Annotated in this window: 17 protein-coding genes; 15 read left to right on the top strand and 2 right to left on the bottom strand. The window is 52.8% G+C overall.

Annotation, left to right across the window (positions count from 1 at the left end):
• Nucleotides 1-61 precede the first annotated feature (61 nt).
• The 5 genes from hrpA to ACFFLD_RS02935 all read left to right on the top strand — a co-directional run bounded on the left by hrpA (nt 62) and on the right by ACFFLD_RS02935 (nt 7880).
• Entirely contained in the window at nt 62-4066 is a 4005-nt protein-coding gene (hrpA, locus tag ACFFLD_RS02955; RefSeq protein WP_386035686.1) for an ATP-dependent RNA helicase HrpA, read from the top strand.
• A 159-nt stretch (nt 4067-4225) separates the two neighbouring features.
• Entirely contained in the window at nt 4226-5347 is a 1122-nt protein-coding gene (locus tag ACFFLD_RS02950) for a beta-ketoacyl-ACP synthase III (RefSeq protein ID WP_386035367.1), read from the top strand.
• 28 nt (nt 5348-5375) lie between these two features.
• Nucleotides 5376-6170: an MlaA family lipoprotein gene (locus ACFFLD_RS02945; RefSeq protein ID WP_386035364.1), complete on the top strand. Its 795-nt coding sequence runs from the start codon at nt 5376-5378 to the stop codon at nt 6168-6170.
• 8 nt (nt 6171-6178) lie between these two features.
• Complete coding sequence (locus ACFFLD_RS02940) at nt 6179-7372, top strand: PP2C family protein-serine/threonine phosphatase (RefSeq protein ID WP_386035683.1); 1194 nt, start codon at nt 6179-6181, stop codon at nt 7370-7372.
• On the top strand, nt 7362-7880 hold the full coding sequence (locus tag ACFFLD_RS02935; RefSeq protein WP_386035361.1) for an STAS domain-containing protein: 519 nt from the start codon (nt 7362-7364) through the stop codon (nt 7878-7880). The genes ACFFLD_RS02940 and ACFFLD_RS02935 overlap by 11 nt, the downstream gene beginning before the upstream one ends.
• A gap of 99 nt (nt 7881-7979) precedes the next feature.
• Here ACFFLD_RS02935 and ACFFLD_RS02930 read toward each other — a convergent pair whose 3' ends face one another.
• A complete protein-coding gene (locus ACFFLD_RS02930; RefSeq protein ID WP_386035358.1) occupies nt 7980-9644 on the bottom strand; it encodes a methyl-accepting chemotaxis protein in 1665 nt (554 codons plus the stop codon).
• Between the two features lie 161 nt (nt 9645-9805).
• On the opposite strand from ACFFLD_RS02930, the gene ACFFLD_RS02925 reads away from it, so the two are divergent.
• The 6 genes from ACFFLD_RS02925 to pstB all read left to right on the top strand — a co-directional run bounded on the left by ACFFLD_RS02925 (nt 9806) and on the right by pstB (nt 16579).
• Entirely contained in the window at nt 9806-10993 is a 1188-nt protein-coding gene (locus tag ACFFLD_RS02925; RefSeq protein ID WP_386035355.1) for a multidrug effflux MFS transporter, read from the top strand.
• A complete protein-coding gene (locus ACFFLD_RS02920) occupies nt 10986-11717 on the top strand; it encodes a sulfite exporter TauE/SafE family protein (RefSeq protein ID WP_386035680.1) in 732 nt (243 codons plus the stop codon). The genes ACFFLD_RS02925 and ACFFLD_RS02920 overlap by 8 nt, the downstream gene beginning before the upstream one ends.
• A gap of 150 nt (nt 11718-11867) precedes the next feature.
• On the top strand, nt 11868-12884 hold the full coding sequence (locus tag ACFFLD_RS02915; RefSeq protein WP_386035352.1) for a substrate-binding domain-containing protein: 1017 nt from the start codon (nt 11868-11870) through the stop codon (nt 12882-12884).
• 107 nt (nt 12885-12991) lie between these two features.
• Nucleotides 12992-14371 (top strand): phosphate ABC transporter permease subunit PstC, encoded by a 1380-nt coding sequence (pstC, locus tag ACFFLD_RS02910; protein ID WP_386035349.1) that lies wholly within the window; start codon nt 12992-12994, stop codon nt 14369-14371.
• A gap of 6 nt (nt 14372-14377) precedes the next feature.
• Entirely contained in the window at nt 14378-15739 is a 1362-nt protein-coding gene (pstA, locus tag ACFFLD_RS02905; protein ID WP_386035346.1) for a phosphate ABC transporter permease PstA, read from the top strand.
• Nucleotides 15740-15760: 21 nt separating this feature from the next.
• The gene (pstB, locus tag ACFFLD_RS02900) at nt 15761-16579 is read left to right on the top strand and encodes a phosphate ABC transporter ATP-binding protein PstB (RefSeq protein ID WP_446753350.1); all 819 of its coding nucleotides are present in this window, start codon (nt 15761-15763) and stop codon (nt 16577-16579) included.
• A 216-nt stretch (nt 16580-16795) separates the two neighbouring features.
• Here the strand turns inward: pstB and ACFFLD_RS02895 are convergent, their stop codons facing one another.
• Nucleotides 16796-17983 (bottom strand): acetyl-CoA C-acyltransferase, encoded by a 1188-nt coding sequence (locus ACFFLD_RS02895; RefSeq protein WP_386035343.1) that lies wholly within the window; start codon nt 17981-17983, stop codon nt 16796-16798.
• Nucleotides 17984-18109: 126 nt separating this feature from the next.
• Between ACFFLD_RS02895 and ACFFLD_RS02890 the strand changes: the two genes are divergently transcribed.
• The 4 genes from ACFFLD_RS02890 (at nt 18110) to ACFFLD_RS02875 (ending at nt 23492) form a co-directional block, all read left to right on the top strand.
• The gene (locus ACFFLD_RS02890; protein ID WP_386035340.1) at nt 18110-18679 is read left to right on the top strand and encodes a TetR/AcrR family transcriptional regulator; all 570 of its coding nucleotides are present in this window, start codon (nt 18110-18112) and stop codon (nt 18677-18679) included.
• A gap of 242 nt (nt 18680-18921) precedes the next feature.
• Nucleotides 18922-20592, top strand: a complete 1671-nt coding sequence (locus tag ACFFLD_RS02885) for an AMP-binding protein (RefSeq protein WP_386035337.1) — start codon at nt 18922-18924, stop codon at nt 20590-20592.
• 99 nt (nt 20593-20691) lie between these two features.
• Nucleotides 20692-21459: an SDR family NAD(P)-dependent oxidoreductase gene (locus ACFFLD_RS02880; protein WP_386035334.1), complete on the top strand. Its 768-nt coding sequence runs from the start codon at nt 20692-20694 to the stop codon at nt 21457-21459.
• A gap of 227 nt (nt 21460-21686) precedes the next feature.
• A complete protein-coding gene (locus ACFFLD_RS02875; RefSeq protein WP_386035331.1) occupies nt 21687-23492 on the top strand; it encodes an acyl-CoA dehydrogenase C-terminal domain-containing protein in 1806 nt (601 codons plus the stop codon).
• The last annotated feature ends 523 nt before the right edge of the window (nt 23493-24015 follow it).

The following is a 24015-nucleotide window of genomic DNA, read 5'->3' as shown; positions in this document are numbered from 1 at the left end:
ACTAGGAGACTGTGCTTACGACCCGCTCAATTGAGCGGGTTGATTTTTTGTATTCATGTTAATGGAAGCCGACTCAATCGTGACCACCGACACATCCTCAGCCCCCACCGATAGCCAACGCCTTGCTGAGCTGAAACAGGCAGCGGGCGATGTGATGCTGCGTGATGCAGACCGATTGGAACGACGCCTGGCCGGATTAAACCGTCGCTTGCGCGACAATAAGCCCATCAGTCGCGGGCTACAGGAAGTGCAGCGTGAGGTCAGTCGTGCTCAGCAGCAGCTCAGTCTGAGACAGTCTCAGCAAGTGGCGCTCAACTACCCCTCCGAGCTGCCGGTCGTCGAGCGGCGCGAGGATATCTTGAGCGCACTACGTGACCACCAAGTGGTGGTGGTGGCGGGCGAGACCGGCTCCGGCAAGACTACCCAGCTGCCGAAAATGTGCTTGGAGCTTGGCCGCGGCCGGCGTGGCTTGATTGGTCATACTCAGCCCCGGCGCTTGGCCGCGCGCAGCGTTGCGGGACGTCTGGCGGAAGAGCTGAATGTCAGCCTGGGCGAACAGGTAGGCTATCAGGTGCGCTTCACTGATCAAAGCAGCCCGACGACCTTGGTGAAGCTAATGACCGATGGGATTTTGCTGGCCGAGACCCAGCATGATCCGCTGCTGCTACGCTACGACACTATTATTATCGATGAAGCTCACGAGCGTAGCCTGAATATCGACTTTTTGCTTGGCTACCTTAAGCGCTTGCTCCCCAAGCGGCCCGACCTGAAAGTCATTATTACCTCAGCCACCATCGATGTAGAGCGCTTTGCCAAACACTTTGGAACGCCAACGACGCCTGCACCGGTGGTGGAAGTAACCGGGCGCACTTACCCCGTTGAGGTGCACTATCGACCGCTGGTGCGTGACGAGGAGGATGAAGAGGATCGTACGCTGCAGGAAGGAATTCTGCATGCGGTCGGCGAAATAGACGCCATTGAACGCGAAAAAGGCTGGCTGCATGGGCCTCGCGATGTGCTGGTATTTTTGCCCGGAGAACGCGAAATCCGGGAAACCGCGGATACCTTACGCCGAGCTGATCTGAAAGGCACCGAGATTCTGCCGCTTTATGCACGGCTATCTAATGAGGAGCAAAATCGTGTTTTCGCTTCTCACCGCGGGCGGCGGATAGTGCTTGCCACCAACGTGGCAGAAACCTCGTTGACGGTGCCGGGGATACGTTATGTGATTGACCCGGGATTGGTGCGCATCAGTCGCTACAGCTATCGTTCTAAAATCCAGCGCCTGCCGGTAGAGGCGGTTAGCCAAGCCAGTGCCAATCAGCGAAAAGGCCGCTGTGGGCGGATTGCGGAAGGTGTCTGTATCCGTCTCTATAGCGAAGAGGATTTCTTGTCACGGCCCGGCTTTACCGACCCTGAAATCCAGCGCACCAACTTGGCCTCGGTCATTCTCTCAATGCTGGGCCTCAAACTCGGCGATATTGAGGCCTTTCCGTTTGTTGACCCACCCGACAGCCGCTTTGTTAAAGATGGTTTCAGGCTACTGTTCGAGTTGGGGGCGGTGGATGAGCAGCAGCATCTTTCAGCGCTTGGCCGGAAGCTGGCGCGGCTGCCGATTGATCCGCGTCTGGCGCGGATGGTGCTAGCGGGAGCCGATAATGGCAGTCTTCGTGACGTGCTGATTATCGTTTCGGCATTGGCCATACAGGATCCCCGGGATCGCCCAGCTGACAAGCGCCAAGCCGCTGATCAAGCTCACCAGCGCTGGCACGATCCAGACTCCGATTTTGTCGCTTTGCTCAACCTCTGGCACGGCATTGAAAATGCCCGTGAGGCGCTATCGGGCAACCAGTTACGCCGCTGGTGCCGCGAGCACTATATTAATTATTTGCGTATGCGTGAATGGCACGACACCTACCGCCAGCTTCGCCAGTTGCTTCGTGACATGGATATTGAAATACCGGCACCGCTTCCCCGTGATCCAGAGGAGAGCGAGGAACAGGCGCGTCAGGCACGTCGTAAAACCTCTGGTAAAGCGCATCAGGCACTGCTGGCAGGGTTACTTTCCAATCTCGGGACGCTGCTGGAAAACCGCGAGTATCTGGGCGCCCGCAATCGTAAGTTCATGATTCACCCGGGGTCGGGATTAGCTAAAAAATCCCCCAAGTGGATCATGGCCTTTGAAATGGTAGAGACCTCAAAGCTGTTTGCCCGCACCGTGGCTAAAATTGACCCGCAGTGGATAGAGCCGCAGGCCCAGCATCTTGTCAAGCGCAGCTACAGTGAACCGCATTGGGAAATGAAGCGCGCCCAGGTGGTGGCGTTTGAGCAGGTAACCCTATTTGGGCTGCCGATCGTAGCACGCCGCCGGGTACACTTTGGTCCTATCGCGCCGCAAGAGTCGCGCGAACTGTTCATTCGTCGTGCGCTGGTCGAGGGGGAGTTCCAGACGAAAGGGGCCTTCTTTGCTCATAATCGAGCGCTGATCGACGAAGTCGAGGCATTAGAAGACCGTGCTCGGCGGCGGGATATTTTAGTCGATGAAGACACTCTTTTCCGGTTTTACGACGAGCGAATCCCGGCCGAGATCGTCAACGGTAAAGGGTTTGAACATTGGCGTAAGCAGGCCGAACAGCGTGACCCGCGGCTACTCCATTTTGACATTGATTCACTGAAAGCGCGCGACGCAAGCGACGTTACTCAGGCGCAATATCCCGATCACTTGCCGCTGGCGGGCGTTGCGTATCCGGTGGATTATCATTTTGACCCTGAAGCAGACGACGACGGCGTAACGCTCACCGTACCGGCCGCCATGCTGCCGCAAGTGCCGGTTCACGCGTTGGAATGGCTGGTGCCAGGGCTGCTACGCGAAAAATGTATTGCGCTGTTAAAGTCGTTACCCAAAAGCATTCGCCGCCAGGTGGTGCCAATACCCGACTGGGTGGACGCTGCCTTGGAAACCCTGGTGCCTGACCAGCGACCACTAACCGAAGCATTAGGCGAGTTCATACGTCGTAAGACATCGACGCGTGTTCACCCTGATGACTGGCGGCTGGACCTGCTTGAGCCGCACCTGATCATGAATATTCGTGTGGTAGACCACGCAGGGGCAACCTTGGGGCAGGGACGCGATCTGCGTGCACTAGAGCAGCGCTTTGAAGCCGCCGCCAGTGCCGGGGCCCAGGCGCTCGCCAATCAGGTTAGTGCCGAACCTTCAGTGGTCGGTCTACCTGAAACGCCGCTTCCCACCTCCCGCGTGACTACTCAGGCAGGGATTCGGGTCGAGGCATACCCAGCACTGATTGCGGATGCCGATGCGTTCAAGGTGGCACTGTTTGACCATCCGGCAAAAGCAGAGGCCGCCCACCAGGAGGGTATTGCCCGTCTGGCGATGGCGACACTGCCTGATAAGGTGAAAGCGATTAAGCAATTGCCCGGCGTAGAGACGTGTGCACTATTGTTTGCCAAGGTGGGTAGCAAGCAGGCATTAATCGACGATTTACTGCTGGCGGTGTTTACCCAAGGGGTGGCGCAACAGCCATTACCACGCTCTGAACAAGAGTTTCGCCAGCGCTTAAGGGATGTTGAAGATCAGCTTGTTGACGACGCTAAAGCGCTGTTAGTGTCGGTGGAAACAGCGCTTAAAGGCCATCTGGCGGTCAGTAAAGTATTAAAAGGTAAACTCAATTTTGCCTTAGCGCTGGTGTATAGCGATGTTAGCGCCCAAATGCAGCGCTTGGTTTATCCAGGCTTCATTCGTGATGCAGGCGTTTGGTTACAGGAGTACCCTCGCTATACTGAGGCGGCGCTGCTTCGGCTGGAAAAAGCCGCACGCGAACGCGGACGCGACCAAATGATGATGCAAGAGGTTCAAGCGTTAGAGGCGCGTTTTGATGCACGCCGTGAAAGCGAGCGACGGGGTCGCGTGGAAGATCCTGAGCTAGTCGATTTTGGCTGGTGGTTACAAGAGCTTAGAGTGTCACTATTCGCTCAACAGCTAGGTACCAGTATGCCCGTGTCGGTGAAACGCCTGCAAAAGCGCTGGGAAGAAATCATTAGCGTTTAACGAGTCGTCGTCAACGCCAGCGCTTAAAAACGAATTGTTGAAAAAAGGTGCTGGAAAAACCATCACTTTACGAACACAGTAACAGTATGGGTTCGCCGCGAGCCACGCGCTAGCCGCTGATGGACCGTCACGTCGGCAATCCGCTTAGAGGAGATAGGCATGACACAAGTGGTGATTACCGGTACAGGACTCTACACGCCGGAACACGCCATTGATAATGACGCCCTGGTGGCGGCATTTAATACGTGGGTAGACAAAGAGAATGAAGAGCATGCCGAGGCCATTGCGCGTGGTGAACGCGAGCCACTGGCATACTCTAGCAGTGAGTTTATTGAAAAAGCCTCTGGCATTAAGAGCCGTTATGTCCTCAATGCGTCGGGGATTCTTGACCCACAGCGTATGCGGCCTAAACTGCCACAGCGAAGCAATGAAGAACTCTCTGTTCAGGGCGAAATGGCGACTGCCGCAGCGCATCAGGCGTTGGCCGCCGCTAAGGTGGCGGCCAGCGATATTGAGCTGGTGATTGTGGCTTGCTCTAACCTTGAGCGGGCCTATCCTGCGGTGGCGGTAGAAGTACAGCAAACACTCGGTACGAGCGGCTACGGATTTGATATGAACGTGGCCTGTAGCTCCGCGACGTTTGCGTTGGAAACAGCAGCCAATGCCATCGCTTCAGGTAGCGTCAAGCGGGCTTTGGTAGTGAATCCTGAAATTTGCTCGGCGCACCTCAACTTCCGAGATCGTGACAGCCACTTCATTTTCGGCGATGCTTGCACCGCAATTGTCCTTGAAAGCGGTGACGTCGCCGTGGCTGATGAGCAGTTTGAAATTCTGGGTACACGCCTGGTGACCAAGTTTTCAAATGCGATCCGTAATAATGCCGGGTTTCTAAACCGCGTCATGGATAGTGATCCTTTGGGCTTGGATAAGCTTTTTGTTCAAGAAGGGCGGCGGGTTTTCAAAGAGGTTTGTCCGATGGTCGCTAAGTTGATTACCGACCATCTAGCGTCTTTAGAGCTAAGCGGTAATGATCTTAAGCGCATGTGGTTGCACCAGGCGAATCGACATATGAATGACCTGATTGCGCGTAAAGTGTTGGGTTACGACCCTAGTGAGCAGCAGGCTCCGATCATTTTGGATCGTTACGCTAATACCAGTTCGGCGGGCTCTATCATCGCCTTTCATCTTCATCGCGAGCAGCTCGAAGAAGGTGATATTGGGGTGATTTGTTCGTTTGGAGCTGGGTACAGCGCAGGTAGTGTGGTTATTCGACGTCTGTAAGTAGGCTGACTTGAAAAAGGAAGATGTCATGTGGCAGGGGTTAAATAACGAAAAGCCAGCGCTTTCGATGCGCAGTAAAGGGTTGCCGCTACTGCTGGCGACGTTATTGGTAACCAGTGGCTGTGCCAGCACGCAAATGGCGGATACTGCGAATCCTGACGATCCGTGGGAAGGGTTTAACCGCAAGGTGTTTGCGTTTAATGACGTAGTAGACCGCTACACGTTAAAACCTATTGCTAAAGGCTATCGCACGATTACGCCCGATCCTGTGCAAACAGGGGTAGGAAACTTTTTCTCCAACTTAGGTGAGTTACGCACCGCGATAAACAGCGTTTTGCAAGGTAAGCCGGGTAACGCAGGCCTTGCGACGTCGCGTTTTTTGATTAACTCGACCGTAGGTATCGCTGGGCTTTTGGATTACGCCACATTGATGGAAATCACGGCGGATGAAGAAGATTTCGGCCAAACGTTGGCGGTTTGGGGGTGGGAGGATTCGCGTTACTTGGTACTGCCGCTTTTAGGCCCAAGCACGCTGCGGGATACCACAGGTTTACCTGCTGATATCACCTCATATCCGGTTTATTACGTCGACGATGATACCGTTCGGATCAGTCTGACAGCGCTGAACTTGATTGATGTTCGTGCAGGTTTGCTTGATCAGGAAGAGCTGATCCGTGGTGATCGCTACCGATTTGTTCGTGATGCCTTTTTACAGAGCCGCCAGTTTGAAATCAGCGATGGTGAGTTAGGTGATGACCCCTTTGCAGCTGATGACTTCGATTTCGACGATAGCGACTTTGGTGACGACGACGTTACCGATTGAGGCGTATGATGGCTCACTCTAAGCAGTTAATCGCGGTGATCGACGAACCCGGTCGTGAACGCGATGCACTGGCCGAAGCGATTACTTGCGATGGAATGTGGGTATACGCGGCTGAGAACATTAAAAACTTGCCCGCTGATACAGCGCTTATTGTTGCCCATGCCCGTGCTGTGCCCAGGCAGGAGTGGTCACAATTGACCCATCGCCTTCCTACACTGGTGGTGAGCGACTCGCGCCAGGATGCTGACCTAATCAAGGCGATTGATGTTGGCTTGGTGGACTATATTGTACATCCTCTGCGCCACGCCGAGCTGTTGCGTCGTATGATCCGTAAAGCCATCGAGCTCAACGATCTGGCGCTTGAGCGCGAGCGTGACCACGCGCGGCTGGGAGAACTAAACGAAAGCCTTGAAACGCACTTGGCGTTATTGCGCATGGATCAGCAGAGCGGGGGGCATATCCAGCGACGTTTATTGCCGCCGCGCCCCAAAGTGATGAACGGGGTTTATTTCGACTATATCTTTGCCCCTTCACTCTATTTATCGGGTGATTTCCTGGATTATCAGCGCTATAACGAGCGCTATAGCGCCTTCTATTTTGCCGATGTCTCAGGTCATGGCGCTTCATCGGCATTTGTGACGGTGTTGCTCAAATATTTATGTAACCGTTGGCTAAGCGAGTGGGATGGCCAGCAGCCGGAAAAATTGCCGCCTGACTGGTTAAAGGCCATGAACCGTGAATTGCAGGGCACCGATATTGGTAAACATGCCACCTTATTTGTCGGAGTTATTGACCATGAGGAGCATACTCTGCACTATTCGCTCGGCGCTCAGCTTCCGATGCCTTTGTTGGCGTCCGAGGGAACGTTGAGTCGGTTAGAAGGCGAGGGAATGCCGGTAGGTCTTTTCCCCGATGTGGAGTATCCTTCGCTCTGCTGTGCATTGCCGAGTGATTTTCGCTTATGGCTCTGCTCAGATGGCGTATTGGAATGCTTGCCGGGTACCACACTCGACACGCGGCTCAAGGAACTCGAGCAATTAGTAAGTGAGAGTGTCACGCTTGAGCAGTTGCGCGACCGGCTAGCCAAAACGAACGCACTCCTTGCAGAAGGAGACGCAGCGTTTGACGCGAACCAGGAACGTGATGCTTTACCCGATGATCTAACAATCATGATGGTGAGCGGATTTGGTCATGCTGATTGAAGAAGGCCGCCTTAAAGCGGCGTTCGATTCTGGTGTTTTTGTTTTAAAATTGTGTGGCGACGTACGTTTGACGTTATGCGCCACTCTGGATACCCAGGCCCAGCGTCTTGCAGAGACACCTGGTCTGAGCGCCGTGTTAATTGACCTGCGTGAGGCTACCAACGTGGATTCGACTGCGCTTGGCTTTTTGGCCAAGGTGGCGATGGCGGTAAAAGGGCGTCTGGAACAGCCCCCGACCATTATCGTCGATAATCCAGACGTTCGGAAAATGCTGGATGTGATGGGGTTTGCGCGTTTTTTTACGTTGATGGAAGCACCGCTGCAGCCAACTAATGCGCTCAACGAGGCATTGGAAGATCTGCCGCTTGAAGAACCGGCAGATGAGAAAGGTCTGCGCGAGCGGATCTTGGAAGCCCACCGCATTTTGATGCATATCAACGAGCATAATCGAGAGCAGTTTCAACCGTTAGTAGAGATGCTCGAGTCTCAGGACACGTCTGTTCATTAGGCCTACCTTATTTCGCTGATCAATCACTTACTTGCTAATTGGGCCTGCAAATAGCAGGCCCCATTCGCGCAGGTGGTTATTGATGCTTGCGCCACTATTTTAATAAAGTGGTTCCGATAAAGCGGGAGTGCGTTGCTGTGGCTGGGAGGGCATAGCCGCTTCCTGGTGGGTTGCTTCCCACTGGTAATCTGGTAGGTCCACGTCGCCCTCTACTTTGAAACGAGCTGCCTGTTCGCGCATACCTTCCGCGGCGGCTTCCAACGACATGGCATCTTGAGACGTTGTTTCGACTTGGCGTGCGTTGGCTTGAGTGGCCTGTGTTTGTTCCTTAAGCGTACTGCTTATTTGCTCAATATTGTTGTGTTGCATACTCGCTGAGTCGGCAATTTGCGCTATTAAGGCATTGGTCGTTTCAATCGAGGCCACGATGGTTTGTATGCTCCGACTAGCGCCCACTGACAGCTTATTGCCGCGCTCTATCGTCGTATTGGAAGTGGCCAACAAGGACTGAATTTGATTGGCGGCATCAGCACTGCGTGTCGCCAGTAAGCGAACTTCATCGGCGACGACGGCAAATCCTCTTCCTTGCTCGCCGGCTCTTGCCGCTTCTACCGATGCATTCAACGCCAATAGATTAGTTTGGAAAGAAATAGCGTTAATGACATTGACGATTTCATTGACCTGTTGGGAGCGGGAATGAATCTCTTCCATAGTGACAAGAAAATCTTCCATCGTTTGGTGCCCCTCCTTGGCCTGTTGCACGGCTTCTTCGGTTATTTTATTGGCCTGAATAGCATGCTGGGCTGTATTAGCCACACTGTCTGCAAGGGTGTGCAGATTCGAGGAGGTCGTATCTAGGGAGGCGTTTTGCTGATGCGTGCGCGTGGCAAGGTCTTCATTGCCCAGCGCTAGCCGCTGCGCGCTCTCAAACACATGATGGCTGTTGCTGTGGAGCTGTTTAACCGTGCCAATAAACGATTGCTGCATAGTGCTGAGGGCGTGGAACAGTTGCCCAATCTCATTACTGCCACGGCTAGGCACTTCAGCACTCAAGTCACCGCTTGCCATGGTGCGAAAATGACCGATCAAACGATTAATAGGCAGCAGCAACTGGTAATGCCCCAGCCATATCAATAGACCCAGCAGGCCAAGTGATAACATCACCCCGGCAATGATCCATGTCGCGACTACTTGCGAGCGCTGCTGAGCCGACTGCATTAAATCAGTCCCTTGCTGATCGGCAAGCTGATAGAACTCCCGGGCTTGAGTGGCCAACGCTTCGCTATGGGTCAAGGCAGTGAGGGTTATCTGTCTATAGCCGCTGCGATCACCCGATGTGATGGCATTTAGCTGCGCTTGCATACTCTCTAGCAGCAGCGAGGCCTCTTGATCGATAGAGGTACGTAACGCTTGATAGGCGCTGGCCTCTGTGGCGGCCAGAAAGGTGGCCAAAGAGGAGGTCATGATCTCTAGCTCTTGCTCTACATCGGCTAGGGCTTGTACTGGGTCGCCAAGCGAGGGACGCAATTGTCGCTCTAGGGCACGATCCATACGGTTAAGGCCTTCAAGACTGGCGATATGAAGACGGTTGAGTGAAGATGCCTGTTGAACGTTGATTTTTTCGAGGGAGGCTAAATCTTGGCTACTTTGCTGCATGGTATGCCAAGTGAGCACGGCAAATATGAAAATATTAATCGCGATTAACAATAGCGCTGACAGGCTTAAATAGCGCAAGGAAATGTTTTCTAGTTTTTTTAATCTCACCATGGTCTCCAGATCGCTTCAATTCAGTCGGACTTATAAGTAGAAGCTTAAGGAAGAAATGTTTCAGTTGTGAGAGAGCGATGCGAGTAATACGCGTTAGGTGTATGATTAGCCGCCTACCTTTCATGACGTTTTAGTGTCTGTTGAGAACAAGGACCCCCATGGGCTTGAATCCTCGCAAAGTGGCGATATTGGTGGCAGCCAATACTGCCTTGGCTCCTTTTGCCATTGATGCCTACTTGCCAGCCATTGGCGTGATGGCCGATAGCATCAACGCTAGTATCCACCATACTGAACTGTCCATTAGCATGTTCTTGTTTGGCTTTGCACTAGGCCAGCTCTGTTTTGGCCCGTTGTCTGACCGCGTTGGTCGTAAGCCTGTGCTGCTCTGTGGATTGGTCGTATTTATGCTGGCAAGTCTGGCAATCACAAGCGCTGATAGTTTGACGACGTTATTGGTATGGCGATTTGTTCAGGCACTAGGGGGTGGTGCCTGCGTGGTCAATTCGGCGGCGATAGTACGTGACTGCTTTAGTGGACGTGAGGCTGCTAAAGTGATGTCGACCATGGCGATGATTATGATGCTAGCGCCGTTAGTGGCCCCGGCGGTAGGAAGTGGGCTGCTATATATCGGGGGCTGGTGGTTGATTTTTGTTTTCTTGGCCGTCTATGCAGGGTTTTTGCTTTGGTTACTGGGCACTCGACTGCCTGAAACCCGTGATATGTCGTTACCCGCGGCCTCTCCACGGCAAGTCATAAGAAACTACGCAAGCGTACTCAAGCACCGTGAGGGGATGGGGTACATCTGTGCGGTAGCGGCGTCCTTTGCTGGGCTTTTTGCCTTTGTCACCGCCTCGCCGTTTCTCTACCTTGATTATTTCGGGTTATCGCCCAGTACCTATCCATTTGTTTTTGGTGTCAACGTGCTGGTCATTGCGCTCTCAAACCGGGTCAATATCCATTTGCTGCGCAAGCGGACACCGCAGCAGAATTTGCGTTTCGGGCTAACGGTTCAGTTGATTGCTGCGCTTGGCTTGGTGCTCGTCACGCTACTGAATGTGGCGTCGATATATCTAGTCGTGCCGCTGGTTATGCTATTTACCGGCATGATTGGACTCATTACCCCGAATGCGATCTCCTCGTTGCTGGACCATTTTGGCCATATCAGTGCCACGGCTACCGCGCTTCTTGGTGGCGTCCAGTTTAGCTGCGGTGCATTGGCGGGAGTAATGGTGGGTCTTTTTCAGGTTGAGCATTTGTGGCCCATGGTGCTCACGATGTTGTCAGCGGCGCTAGTCGGTAATGTCGGCGTAAGAGTCCTGACGAAGGCTAATCGTCTTGATCGATAGTTTTCTGGCGTGGATCGAATTACCTGTCGGCGTATGGTTGGCTTGCTCAGCGGTACTAATGCTTGGCGCTTTCGTGCAGCGTGCGACCGGGTTTGGCCTAGCCGTGATAGGGGCGCCTCTGCTTTTGATGTTGGAGCCGCGTTTAGTGCCCGTGGTGCTTGTGCTATTTGGATTCACGATATCGCTAATGATGGTCAGGCATTATTGGCATGAAGTGCGGCTGGATACCATTGGAGTGGCGTTGATTGGACGTCTACCCGGTAACGCGCTCGGTATCTGGCTGTTATTGGCCGCGCCGATGGTCATGCTTGAAAAATTAATCGCAGTCATCGTGCTGTTTGCGGTACTGGTCACACTATGTCGTTTTCAGCTTCCGGTTAACCGGTTTACGCTATTTATGGCAGGCGTCCTGTCGGGTGTGTTCGGAACGGTAGCGGCGATAGGTGGTCCGCCTATCGTGCTTTTAATGCATGGTTTCCCACCGGATCGCATGCGCGGTAATCTGGCCGCTTTCTTTATTCTTACCTCACTATTGACGCTGTTAACGCTCGCGCTGGCTGGTCAATTAAGTGTTTGGCACTTTAAGCTAGCCTTAACCTTCCTGCCCGCTGTTCTGCTTGGAAACGCGGTAGCGGATGCAGTCGCCCATCGATTGGATACGCGGCTGCTTCAAATGGCATCGCTTGCGCTGTGTACCTTGGCAGCGCTTGGGCTATTAATGTAGCGCAACACAAAAAAATGAGTAATCCGCTCAAGCTGTCATATTTCTGAAACTCTTTGTGTGCAGACTCCTCGTTGTGAAAGGCCAGCAAATCAGCCATCTCTTCCGGAGAGCCAGCGCTTGCCGGATTTTAAAACAGAAGGGAACACGACGATGAAAGTGACTAAGAAAACGTTAGGTGTTGCAGTTGTAGCGGCTCTGGCAGCGGGCGTCTCCACTGTAGCAATGGCACGCGACACGATCCAGATTGCAGGTTCCTCAACTGTACTTCCATTTTCTAGTATCGTCGCTGAAGAGTTTGGCAACACTTACTCTCAGTTCAACACGCCTGTAGTAGGCTCTGGTGGTTCAAGCGGCGGGCTTCGTCAGTTCTGCCAAGGCGTTGGTGAAAACACCATCGATATCGCTAACGCGTCACGTGCCATTAAAAGTAGTGAAGTAGCTAGCTGTAACGAAGCCGGCGTCAACGACATTCTTGAAGTAAAATTTGGCTACGACGGTATCGTATTCGCTTCAAGCATTGATAGCGGATCATTTGAGTTGATGCCTGAGCACGTTTTTAAAGCGGCGGCTGCACAGGTTTCCCAGGATGGTGAGCTGGTTGATAACCCCTATACTCGTTGGAGCGAAATTGACAGCGACCTGCCTGACCAGGAAATCGTACTAGTTATTCCAGCGGGCAACCACGGTACCCGTGAAGTGTTTGAAGAGAAGGTTCTTCACGCTGGCTGTGAAAGCGATTCAGCGGTAGAAGGCGATGCCTGCATTACCCTGCGTGGCGATGGTCGTATCGTTGAAATTGCAGGCGACTACACTGAAACACTGGCTCGCCTTGATGCCCAAGAGGATGCTGTGGGTGTATTTGGCCTGAGCTTCTACGATCAGAACCGTGACCGTTTGCAAGTAGCTACCATGAGCGGCGTAACACCTAGCCTTGAAACCGTCGGTTCTGGTGAGTACCCGGTTTCACGTCCTCTGTTCTTCTACGTGAAGGGCGAGCACCTGGACGTTATTCCTGGCTTGGCTGAGTACACCGAGTTCTTCCTGGATGAGATGATTTCTGGTTACGGTAGCCCGTTGGAAGACGCTGGTTTGATTCCTCTGGATGAAGCAGAACGTGCACAGGAACTGGAAGATTTCCAGGCCCGCACCGTGGTAAGCGCTGAGTAATAAGGGCTGCCAACGCCGCCTAATAGCAATAATTAGGATGGCTACTACGCCGGCATCAATGACTTGATGCCGGCGTTTAAACGTAGGGAATCAAAGCCGGAGAGATAATGAGCAACATTGCCTTGATAGCCATACTACTCGTGATCATGGCCTTAGCTTACCACTTGGGTTTAACGCGCAGTCGTGCGGTTGCGGCAGACCACGATGTTAGGATGCATTCGCGTCCCGGTTACTACGGTGTTCTGGTTGCCTTATGGTGTGGGGTTCCTGCACTGGCCTTGTTTTTATTATGGTCTTTCCTGGCCCCCCAACTTATCGACACGCTGGTGACTCAGCAGTTGCCTCCCGAACTTATCGCCAGTATGAGTGAGCGTGAACTCGAGACTTTGCTACGCCGTGTCTCTGCGTTGGCGGAAGGTCGCGGGGTGGCCGGTGGTGGAAATGATATTGAATTAGCTGCCGCTAGCCACATGGCGCGCTTACAAACATTTGAAAATGCCAGCTTGGTTGCGCTGATGGCCGTCTTGGCGGTTGCGGGCCTGGTCTACGCAAGGCGAAATATTTCACCGCAGTGGCGTGCTCGTAATCATGTCGAACGTGTGGTAACCGTGGTTTTAGCTGCTTGTTCAGCCGTGGCCATTTTTACGACGATAGGTATCGTGCTTTCCATGTTGGGCGAAGCGCTGAGGTTTTTCAGTTTTATTAACCCGATTGATTTCTTCTTTGGTACTACCTGGAATCCGCGCTTTAGCTCCTCAGGTAGTGGTGGGCAGGGTGAGTTTGGGTTACTGCCATTGTTGTGGGGCACCATCATGGTCAGTGCTATTGCACTGCTGGTAGCCATTCCTGTTGGCTTGATGACGGCTATCTACATGGCGGAGTATGCGCCCTCTTGGCTACGCAGTATTGCCAAGCCTGCTATCGAAGTGTTGGCGGGTATCCCTACCATCGTGTATGGCTTTTTCGCCCTGATCGTGATTGGCCCTTTTCTCTCCAACGTAGGTGATCTGGTCGGTATTAATATTCGTGCGACCAGTGCGCTAACCGCTGGATTGGTAATGGGCATTATGATCATCCCGTTTGTGTCGTCGCTTTCTGATGACATTATTACCCAGGTGCCCAAGTCACTGCGTGACGGTGCATTAGGGTTAGGGGCAACCAAGTCTGAAACCATTCGCCAAGTCGTTTTGCCTGCCGCATTACCGGGTATTGTCGGGGCATTCTTGTTGGCGGCGAGTCGAGCAATTGGTGAAACCATGATTGTGGTGCTGGCCGCAGGTAATAATCCTGTGCTGCACGGTAATCCCTTGGAAGCCGTTTCAACGATTACTGTGACCATTGTCAACCAGCTAACAGGGGATATGGACTTCGCAAGCCCGCAGTCACTCGTTGCGTTTGCGCTCGGCCTTACATTGTTTGTTATCACTCTGTGTTTAAACGTCATCGCACTGGTTGTGGTGCGTAAATATCGCCAGCAATACGAGTAAGCGACCATGTCCACTATTACGATTGAGCAGCGCCGTCAGCACCGCCTGACAACGATCGAGAATTCGCTGGCGAAACGGCACAGGAAAGAAAATCTTTTTCGCCGTGCCGGGTTGGCAGCTGTCCTGATAGGGATGACGCTGGTAGCGATTCTATTTATCAGTATCTTAATACGGGGTGTCCCCGCCTTTTGGCAGGCAACAATCTTTACCGACGTGTATTTTGATCCTGAGGTTATTGAGTTAGAAGAGAAGCCTCAGCGAGGCAGTGATGAAAGCCAGTTTGCCTTCGAAGAACGCTACCTTGAGTGGATGACCCAGGCGGGGAGGGTTAATTGGCAACTGTTAATTGATAGCGCACTTGAAGATGCACTCGGTGTTGACGTTGAGCCCCGTGATTTACGCAATTTACGAGCATTGGTAACGTCTAATGAGCGTTACGAATTGCGTAATCGATTTATAGAGAATCCTTCGTTACTGGGCGAAACGGTCGAGGTTAAATTGCTCGCCTCTGCCGATGTCGATGTATGGTTAAAAGGCAACATCGACCGCAGCCTAGATGCCGCCCGTTTACAGCTTAGTGCCCAAGCACGTGAATGGGCCGATCGCCTTTACGATGAAGGAGTCATTACCAACTCGTTTAGTACCTCACTTTTTTTGAACACCGATTCGCGTAGCTCGCCTGCATCAGCAGGGTTGGCAGGTGCGTTCATGGGGTCGCTGTTCATGATGGTAGTGGTGATAGCTCTATCGGTTCCTATCGGGGTGTGTAGTGCTATCTATTTGGAGGAGTTTGCGCCGCAAAATCGTATTACCGACATTATTGAAATCAATATTAATAACCTGGCAGCGGTACCCTCTATTGTGTTTGGTTTGTTGGGGGCCTCCATTTTTATTGGGTATCTTGGTCTACCCTTGTCGGCCCCGCTGGTAGGGGGGCTGGTATTAACTCTGATGACCTTGCCAACCATCATCATCGCAACACGTGCTTCGCTGCGTTCAATTCCGCCCTCCATCCGCCAGGCGGCGTTAGGGATTGGCGCATCACGCGTACAAACGGTGTTTCACCATGTATTGCCATTAGCGTTACCGGGGATCCTTACCGGCTCTATACTAGGGGTTGCACAAGCACTGGGTGAAACAGCGCCGTTACTGCTCATTGGGATGAATGCCTTTGTATCCAGCGTGCCAGGGTCGCCAATGGAGCAATCTACTGCGCTCCCTGTGCAGATTTATCTCTGGCAGGGCAACGAAATGCGTAATTTCTTTGAGGCCCGAACGTCAGCAGCCATCATCGTATTGTTAGGGCTAATGCTGAGCTTGAACGCATTGGCAATCTGGTTACGCAAAAAATTCGAGACGAGGTGGTAAGTGAATACTTCTGCAGAGCCTATGAAAACATCTTCGATGGTCAGCGTGGGTGGTGGCGAGAGCCGAACCAGTAAAGCCAAAGACAAAATCAAGATGAGCGCCGAGAACGTCAAGGTATTTTACGATGATAATCCGGCTATTAACGGCATTGACCTGAATGTCTATGAAAACGAAGTGTTGGCCTTTATCGGTCCTTCGGGCTGCGGTAAATCAACATTTTTGCGTTGCCTGAACCGTATGAATGACACCATCGATAATTGCCGTGTTGAAGGCAAAATCATGATGGATAAAAACGATATCTATGCGCCTGATCGTGACGTGGTATTACTGCGCGCCCAGGTGGGTATCGTGTTTCAAAAGCCCAACCCGTTCCCCAAGTCGATCTATGAAAACATTGCTTACGGGCCCCGGCTTCACGGGCTTGCCAAGCGTAAGGCCGAATTGGATGATATTGTTGAGAGCAGCTTACGCCGCGCAGGGTTATGGGAAGAAGTAAAAGATCGTCTAGATCAGCCGGGTACAGGGCTGTCAGGTGGCCAACAGCAGCGTTTGTGCATCGCCAGGACCGTCGCGGTGAGTCCCGATGTGATACTGATGGATGAACCATGTTCAGCCCTGGATCCTATTGCCACGGCAAAAGTTGAACAGCTAATCGATGAATTAAGCGAAAGCTACACTATCGTGATGGTGACACATAACATGCAGCAGGCAGCCCGGGTGGCCGATAGAACGGCTTTTTTCCACCTGGGGGACTTGGTAGAAGTCGATACCACCGATCAGATCTTTACCAATCCACAGCATCAGCGTACCCATGACTACATTACGGGTCGTTTTGGCTAGTTGATATTGCGGTATTTCAGTAAATACGAAGATTCCGGAGGCGAAGGTTAGCGCCTCCGGTTTTTTTATAGGGGTGGCTATTGGTATACGTTTCTTCACCTATTGAGAGGCCGCCCGAAGCGGCCTCCGTGATTCAACTATTTTCCGTGATTCAACTATCTTCCGTGATTCAACTATAAGGTTATATAACCCTTGCTAGGTGTAATGGAGGCGACGTTAATCAATTAACTCGACCGCTACCGCCGTTGCCTCACCGCCGCCGATACACAGACTGGCGATACCGCGTTTGCCGCCTTTGGTTCTCAAGGCGTGAATTAACGTCGCGATAATGCGCGACCCCGTCGAGCCAATAGGGTGCCCTTGAGCGCAGGCACCGCCATAGACGTTAACTTTGTCATGGGGTAAGCCCAGGTCATCCATGGCCATCAATGTCACTACCGCGAATGCCTCGTTGATTTCAAATAGATCGACATCACCCACGCCCCAATCCAATTTTTTCAACAGCTTTTCAATCGCACCGACGGGGGCGATAGTGAATTCGCTTGGGTGGCGTGAATGGGTGGCGTGACCCAGCATGCGCGCCAGAGGCTTGATGCCATGTCGATCGGCTGCCTCTTGGCTTGCCAAAATTAACGCTGATGCGCCGTCGGAAATTGAGCTGGCATTGGCGGCTGTGATGGTCCCCTCTTTGGCAAAAGCGGGGCGTAGTTGGCGGATTTTTTCAAGCTTGGCTTGGAAGGGCTGCTCATCGTGTTCGACTAGCGTTTCCCCCTGGCGAGACGTCACTGACACAGGTGCCATCTCGGCAGCTAAATGACCTGCATTGGAGGCGTCCATGGCGCGCTCTAATGAGGCAATCGCAAAATCATCCAGCCGCTCACGCGTGTAGCTGCGCTGGGACGCAACGTCCTGGGCAAAGACACCCATTAGCTTGCCCGTTTCGGCGTCTTCTAGTCCATCCAAAAACATATGATCTTTTAGTTCACCATGGCCTAGTCGGTACCCAGCGCGAGCCTTGGTAAGCAGGTGGGGAGCGTTAGACATGGACTCCATGCCGCCTGCCAGCAAAATTTCGCCGCTGCCTGCTTTAATGACATCATGGGCCAGCATGGTCGCTTTCATACCCGACCCACACAGTTTATTGATGGTGGTGGCGCCATTTGCATCGGGTATGCCGGCTAACCGCATTGCCTGGCGGGCCGGGCCCTGCTTGGCACCGGCGGGGAGTACGCAGCCCATGATGCCTTCGTTGATCATAGCCGGATCAATGCCTGCCTCGTCGATGGCGGCTTTGATAGCGATGGCGCCGAGCTCAGGTGCCGATAGGCTTGCAAGGCTACCCATCATGCCGCCCATCGGGGTGCGTTTGGCGGCTAAAAAAACGATATCGTTAGGATTGCTCACGATGACTCTCCTTTAAATTTATTGTGATTATCATGCTGAGGGGTGGGTGATACGTTGACCCGTAGGCGGTGCTGTGGTTCTCTCCTGAGTAACCAAGCAAGCGCTAGTGTGAATAACATGAATGTAATGAATGCATCTCCTCGCCGCAAGGAATTGACGCGCCTTGCCGCTCAGCTATTCGTCCAAGAGGGCTTTGATCGCACCACGGTGCGTATGCTGGCGCAAGAAATGGGCATTAAATCCGGTAGCTTGTTTCATCATTTTAGGGATAAGCAGGAAATTCTCGCTGCGGTCATTGAAGATGGCACCCAAAATGCGTTGTCGATTGCACGTAACGCCCTCAATTCGTGTGCCGCTGACCCTGAGTTACGCCTGCGCACCATGGCGCGAGCGCATCTTGAAACCCTGTTTGCCGATCGTAATGCCCATGTGGTGGCATTGTTTGAGTGGCGACGGCTTGATCCCGCAGCAAGTGCCCATCTGAGTCATTTACGTGATGCTTATGAAGCGCTATGGGTGGCTGTTATTGATGATGCACTTGAAGCCGGTTTGATCCATGGTGATCGCTTTCTTGTCTCACGCTTTGTGCTTGGTGCGCTGAACTGGACCGTACGCTGGTATGACCCAGAAGGTCCACGCTCGCCTGATGACCTCGCCGATGAGCTGGTGGCCATGATCATGCCGTCATCACCTTGAATAATGCTTGTGGTCGTCTTGTGGTAATACCCCTTTGTGATCCTCTCTGACATAGGTCCCGCCCAGCAGTCCCGACCAACGTCTAATCTGCTAATCGATGAGAGTACTTGCTCTCTTCGGTAATTACTTTTAGCGTTGCTGTTATCTAAAGGTTTCCGTTAACGTCAACGGCTGATTGTAATGGCGTTACGTACCTTGCTTCAATTGCCCGTGCTCACTACCAACAACATAAGAGAGCCATCATGACAGCGACATCAACCTCACTACCTGCCTATCAGGATTACCTTGATAATTTTTCTATCGATAGTGCGATCGCACGCTTGGATGATCATCAAGACGGCTTGCTAAATGCCTATGAAGCATGCTGCGGTCGCCATGTGCGCGCCGGGCGTGGCAATGACCTAGCACTGATTCAAGAAGACCTTAACGGCGACGTGCACACCCTGACTTATAGCGAACTAGATGAGTACAGCGCGGCGTTGGCAGGATGGTTTCAAGCGCAAGGGCTAACCAGCGGTGATCGAATTGCCTGCATGCTGCCGCGATCACCCCAATTGCTCATTGCGGTACTGGCTACTTGGCGAATCGGTGCGGTGTATCAGCCGCTGTTTACCGCCTTCGGCCCCGATGCGGTAGATTATCGCCTAGGTCGAGCAGACACCAAACTAGTAATCACCGATCATGACAATCGCTATAAGTTTGATGGGCTAAGCCAGTGTCCACCGTTGTTGGCGGTGGGTGGCGCCACTAGTGAGCATGCTGATGATCATGATTGGCAGGCAGCGTTGACGCATACGTCAACGGGCGATAAGCCGCCGAGACTTTCGCCTGATGCGCCGTTCTTGCAAATGTTCACCTCAGGTACTGTTGGGAAACCTAAAGGCGTTGCCGTGCCGCTGGCGGGCATGACCGCTTTTGCTCTCTATATGGAGTTAGCTGTCGATCTTCGTAAAGACGATCGTTTCTGGAATATGGCTGACCCTGGCTGGGCCTATGGCCTTTACTATGCGATTACTGGACCTTTGCTACTTGGTGTGACTACGCATTTTTGTGAGGCTGGTTTTAGTGCCGAAGGGGCGCTTGGGTTTATGAAGCGCCATAATATTACTAACTTTGCCGCTGCGCCGACCGCTTACCGCCTGATGAAAGCGTCAGGCTTGTTTGATGACGCCCATCAAACGCTGGCACTACGTGCTGCTAGCTCTGCGGGCGAGCCGTTAAATACCGAAGTGGTCAATTGGGTAGAGAAGTCACTTGGCTGCTCGGTGATGGATCACTACGGTCAAACTGAAACCGGCATGACCTGTAACAACCACCATGCGCTCGATCATTTGAAACATGTTGGAGCGATGGGGGTGCCCATGCCTGGCTATCGCTTGGCAATTTTAGATGCGGAGTACCATGAATTGCCCGCTGGCGAGCCTGGTGTGCTGGCGGTAGATATCAAGAACTCACCGGCGCATTTCTTCCAGGGCTACACTTGGCAAGAGAAAAATCCATTTGTAGAGGGATATTACTTAACGGGCGATGTGGTGATTCGCAACGAAGACGGGACGTTTCAGTTTGCTGGACGGGACGACGATATTATTACCACGGCGGGTTATCGAGTAGGCCCTACCGATGTAGAGAATAGTGTAATGACGCATCCGGCGGTTGCTGAGTCGGCGGCGGTAGGGCAACCCGATGACATTCGAGGCGAAGTCATTAAATCTTACATCGTTTTGCGTGATGGCTTTGAAGCAAGTGAGGGGCTCGCGGAGGAGATACGTCAGCGAGTGCGCGAGCGTCTTTCAACCCACGCTTATCCGCGCCTTATTGAATTTGTTGACGAACTGCCTAAGACGCCAAGCGGAAAAATCCAGCGCTTCAAGTTACGCGCTCAAGCAGCAGAAAATGCCGCTTCTGGCGATTAAATGTAATCGCTGGGCATAACAACACCGCTAAGCGTGAACAAACATCAATATAGCAACCCTCTATAGAAGCCAGACATAACCACCAGAGAGAATGCCGTTATGCAGGTTAAGGACAGTGCTTTTTTAATTACCGGAGCCGCCTCAGGATTAGGGGCAGCCACTGCAGAGCGTTTAGTGGCTTCCGGCGCGCGTGTCGTCTTGTGTGATTTGAACGATAGCCTCAAGGCTCATGCTGAGCAGTTAGGCGAATATGCTAAAGCGCATCTCGCCGACATCACTTGCGCCGAGCAGATGCAAGAGGCGGTGGACGCTGCCGTAGCGTTGGGTGGCGAACGAGGCCTCTCGGGGGTGGTTCATTGTGCCGGCGTGGTTAGCGTGGGCAAATTGATTGATCGGGAGGGCAACCCCGCCAATTTGGATGCTTACGCCAAGACGGTCCAGATCAATTTGATCGGCACCTTTAACGTGATGCGCCTTGCCGCTGCAGCAATGGCTAAAAACGTTCCCGCTGATAGCGGCGAACGTGGGGTAATCATCAATACGGCCTCCATTGCCGCTTTTGACGGGCAGGTCGGGCAGTGCGCTTACAGTGCCTCTAAAGCGGGGGTTGTCGGGATGAGCCTTCCTGCCGCCCGTGAGCTATCTCGGCATGCGATTCGTGTCATGGCTATTGCACCAGGTGTATTTGAAACGCCGATGATGAGTGAAATTCCTGATGAGGCCGCTAACGCATTGGCTGCGGCGGTGCCGTTTCCCAAGCGGTTAGGCAAGCCGGAGGAATTTGCTCAACTAGCCGAGCAAATTATTACCAATCCAATGCTTAATGGTGAGGTGATTAGGCTGGATGGTGGTATTCGGATGCAATAATTGCTGAAGAAATAGGCCAAAGGCTTGCTGGCTTTCCGCTAGTGAGCCTTTTTGCTTTCTACCCTGAAGTAACCAAGGGCTACTAAAGTTGCAGCGATTTTGGCGACTAAATTCATGCGGCTGCTTGACTCTACCGCATGCTCGCGCTAATTTTCAAACATGTGTTTGAAAGCCGGTTTTTTACTTTTATGATCGGCTTTTAATCCCCTTGTTTTAGGAGACGTGCGATGCCCAGTTACCAGGCCCCCATTCGTGATATGCGTTTCGTGATGGACGAAATGCTTGATTACCCTACCCACTATTCACGCCTTCCTGGCGGTGACGATGCTTCACCGGATGTTGTTAGCGCCATTCTAGAGGAGGGGGCGCGCTTCGCTCGCGACGTACTGCTGCCGATCAATCAAAGCGGTGATGAAGAAGGCTGTCGGTTGGAAGGCGGTGAAGTCAAGGCGCCTAAAGGCTTTAAAGAAGCGTATCAGCAGTATGTAGAAGGTGGTTGGCCAAGCTTGGCTGCCGATCCTGCCAATGGTGGGCAGGGTCTGCCGCCGTCGCTTGCGATGTTGCTGTCAGAAATGATCTGCGCGACCAACCTGGCGTGGGGGATGTACCCGGGGCTTTCCCATGGCGCGGCCGATGCGCTGCGTCACCATGGTACTGATCAGCAAAAAGCGACCTATCTCACTAAGCTGGTAGAAGGCGTGTGGACGGGCACCATGTGCTTGACCGAGCCTCATTGTGGTACGGACCTTGGCTTGATCAAGACGCGTGCGGTGCCTGCTGAAGGCGATGCTTACGCCATTACGGGTACCAAGATCTTTATTTCCGCCGGAGATCACGATCTGGCCGAGAATATTATTCATCTGGTACTGGCCAAACTACCTGATGCGCCGGAAGGCTCCAAAGGCATTTCTTTGTTCGTGGTGCCCAAGTTCATGCCTGACTCACAAGGCAATGTAGGTGAGCGCAATGGCGTTAGCTGTGGTTCGCTTGAGCACAAGATGGGTATTCACGGTAACGCGACCTGCGTGATGAATTTTGATGGCGCCACTGGCTATCTGGTCGGACCGCCCAACAAGGGCTTGGCATGCATGTTCACCATGATGAACGCTGCCCGTCTGGGCGTGGGTATTCAGGGGCTTGGCCTGATCGAGGCGAGCTTCCAGAACTCGTTGAGCTACGCCCGAGATCGTTTGCAGATGCGTAGCCTGTCGGGTAAGCAGGCGCCTGAAAAGCCCGCTGATCCGATTATCGTTCACCCCGATGTGCGTCGCATGCTGCTGACCCAGAAGGCGTTTGCTGAAGGCGGCCGGATGCTGGTGCTTTATGCTGCGCAAATGCTCGATGTGGTTGAGCATGGCCAGCCGGGAGAAGAGCGGGATCACGCTGAAACCTTGCTGGGCCTGCTCACCCCTATTGTTAAAGCGTTTCTAACCGAAGTTGGTTTTGAAAGCACTAACGAAGGGGTTCAGATATTTGGTGGTCATGGCTTCATTAAAGAGTGGGGCATGGAGCAACTGGTGCGCGACTCGCGTATTACCCGCTTGTATGAAGGTACTACAGGTATTCAGGCGCTGGATTTGTTGGGCCGTAAAGTGCTGATGAGCCAGGGAGAGTCGCTTAAAGTCTTCACCAAGGAGATCCATAAGTTCTGTAAAGCCGAGGCTGATAACCCTGCGCTCAAAGAGTTCGTTGGTCCGCTTGCCAAGCTCAATGCTGAGTGGGGGGAGTTGACCATGGGTATTGGGATGAAGGCGATGCAAGATCGCGAAGAGGTAGGTGCGGCGAGCGTTGATTATCTGATGTACTCGGGTTACGTCACGTTGGCCTATCTGTTTGCCCGCGCGGCCAAGCAAGCCTCACTGTCGCTTGAGGGCGAAGAGAAAGCGTTTTATAGCGCCAAAGTGAACACCGCCCGTTTTTATTACCAGCGGCTACTGCCGCGTACTAAAGCGCATGCACAAATGATTCAAGCCGGAGCCTCCAGTTTAATGGCGCTATCCAGCGATGATTTCGGCCTGGGCTTTGAGATTTAAGCATTAGCTGAGTTGCTAAGAGCACTCTCTGATCAGGTGTTCTGATCGGTGGTTTGCGGCAGAAAGGAAACTTTCTGCCGCTTTTTTATATTCTATGCTTTTTTCGCTTGCACTATCGTAAGCGAATCCGTAAAGTACGCATCCGCTGCCGGGGACGCCAAGCGTTACCAGCGGTGAATGAGGTGTAAAAGCCTCGGGTTATCAAGCGGTTAGCTTGTTTCCAGTTGGAGTGATTCAACAGCGAAAACAACGCCCTTGACAATCACCAGGAAATGCGTAGAATACGCCTTCCTCGCTGAGGCAAGCCAAGTCAATGGTAGCCTAGGTTAGTTGCTCTCACACACGGTGTCAGGCGCAACGCAGCGAAAACAGCTCTTTAACAATTTGATCAGGTAATTCATGTGGGCGCTTGCTGATGTGGTGACAAGTCACCAAATATCAAGGCAGGCGAACACTACGATACTCTTCATGTCGTTGCTTTTAAGTAACGAAGTGAAATGGGTATCACAGTGAATTCGTTTGA

It is taken from the genome of Vreelandella sulfidaeris (assembly GCF_042429665.1).
Taxonomy (GTDB): domain Bacteria; phylum Pseudomonadota; class Gammaproteobacteria; order Pseudomonadales; family Halomonadaceae; genus Vreelandella.
The sequence above is the reverse complement of the archived record's forward strand: the minus strand, read 5'-3'. Positions and strand labels throughout refer to the sequence as shown.

Excerpts from the sequence above, each read along its gene's own strand:
- ACFFLD_RS02935 (WP_386035361.1), top strand. The coding sequence starts at position 7,362 with ATGCTGATTGAAGAAGGCCGCCTTAAAGCGGCGTTCGATTCTGGTGTT.
- ACFFLD_RS02890 (WP_386035340.1), top strand. The coding sequence starts at position 18,110 with ATGAATGCATCTCCTCGCCGCAAGGAATTGACGCGCCTTGCCGCTCAG.
- pstA (WP_386035346.1), top strand. The coding sequence starts at position 14,378 with ATGTCCACTATTACGATTGAGCAGCGCCGTCAGCACCGCCTGACAACG.
- ACFFLD_RS02880 (WP_386035334.1), top strand. The coding sequence starts at position 20,692 with ATGCAGGTTAAGGACAGTGCTTTTTTAATTACCGGAGCCGCCTCAGGA.
- ACFFLD_RS02915 (WP_386035352.1), top strand. The coding sequence starts at position 11,868 with ATGAAAGTGACTAAGAAAACGTTAGGTGTTGCAGTTGTAGCGGCTCTG.
- ACFFLD_RS02925 (WP_386035355.1), top strand. The coding sequence starts at position 9,806 with ATGGGCTTGAATCCTCGCAAAGTGGCGATATTGGTGGCAGCCAATACT.
- ACFFLD_RS02885 (WP_386035337.1), top strand. The coding sequence starts at position 18,922 with ATGACAGCGACATCAACCTCACTACCTGCCTATCAGGATTACCTTGAT.
- ACFFLD_RS02945 (WP_386035364.1), top strand. The coding sequence starts at position 5,376 with ATGTGGCAGGGGTTAAATAACGAAAAGCCAGCGCTTTCGATGCGCAGT.
- ACFFLD_RS02875 (WP_386035331.1), top strand. The coding sequence starts at position 21,687 with ATGCCCAGTTACCAGGCCCCCATTCGTGATATGCGTTTCGTGATGGAC.
- pstC (WP_386035349.1), top strand. The coding sequence starts at position 12,992 with ATGAGCAACATTGCCTTGATAGCCATACTACTCGTGATCATGGCCTTA.
- ACFFLD_RS02950 (WP_386035367.1), top strand. The coding sequence starts at position 4,226 with ATGACACAAGTGGTGATTACCGGTACAGGACTCTACACGCCGGAACAC.
- ACFFLD_RS02940 (WP_386035683.1), top strand. The coding sequence starts at position 6,179 with ATGGCTCACTCTAAGCAGTTAATCGCGGTGATCGACGAACCCGGTCGT.
- pstB (WP_446753350.1), top strand. The coding sequence starts at position 15,761 with ATGAAAACATCTTCGATGGTCAGCGTGGGTGGTGGCGAGAGCCGAACC.
- hrpA (WP_386035686.1), top strand. The coding sequence starts at position 62 with ATGGAAGCCGACTCAATCGTGACCACCGACACATCCTCAGCCCCCACC.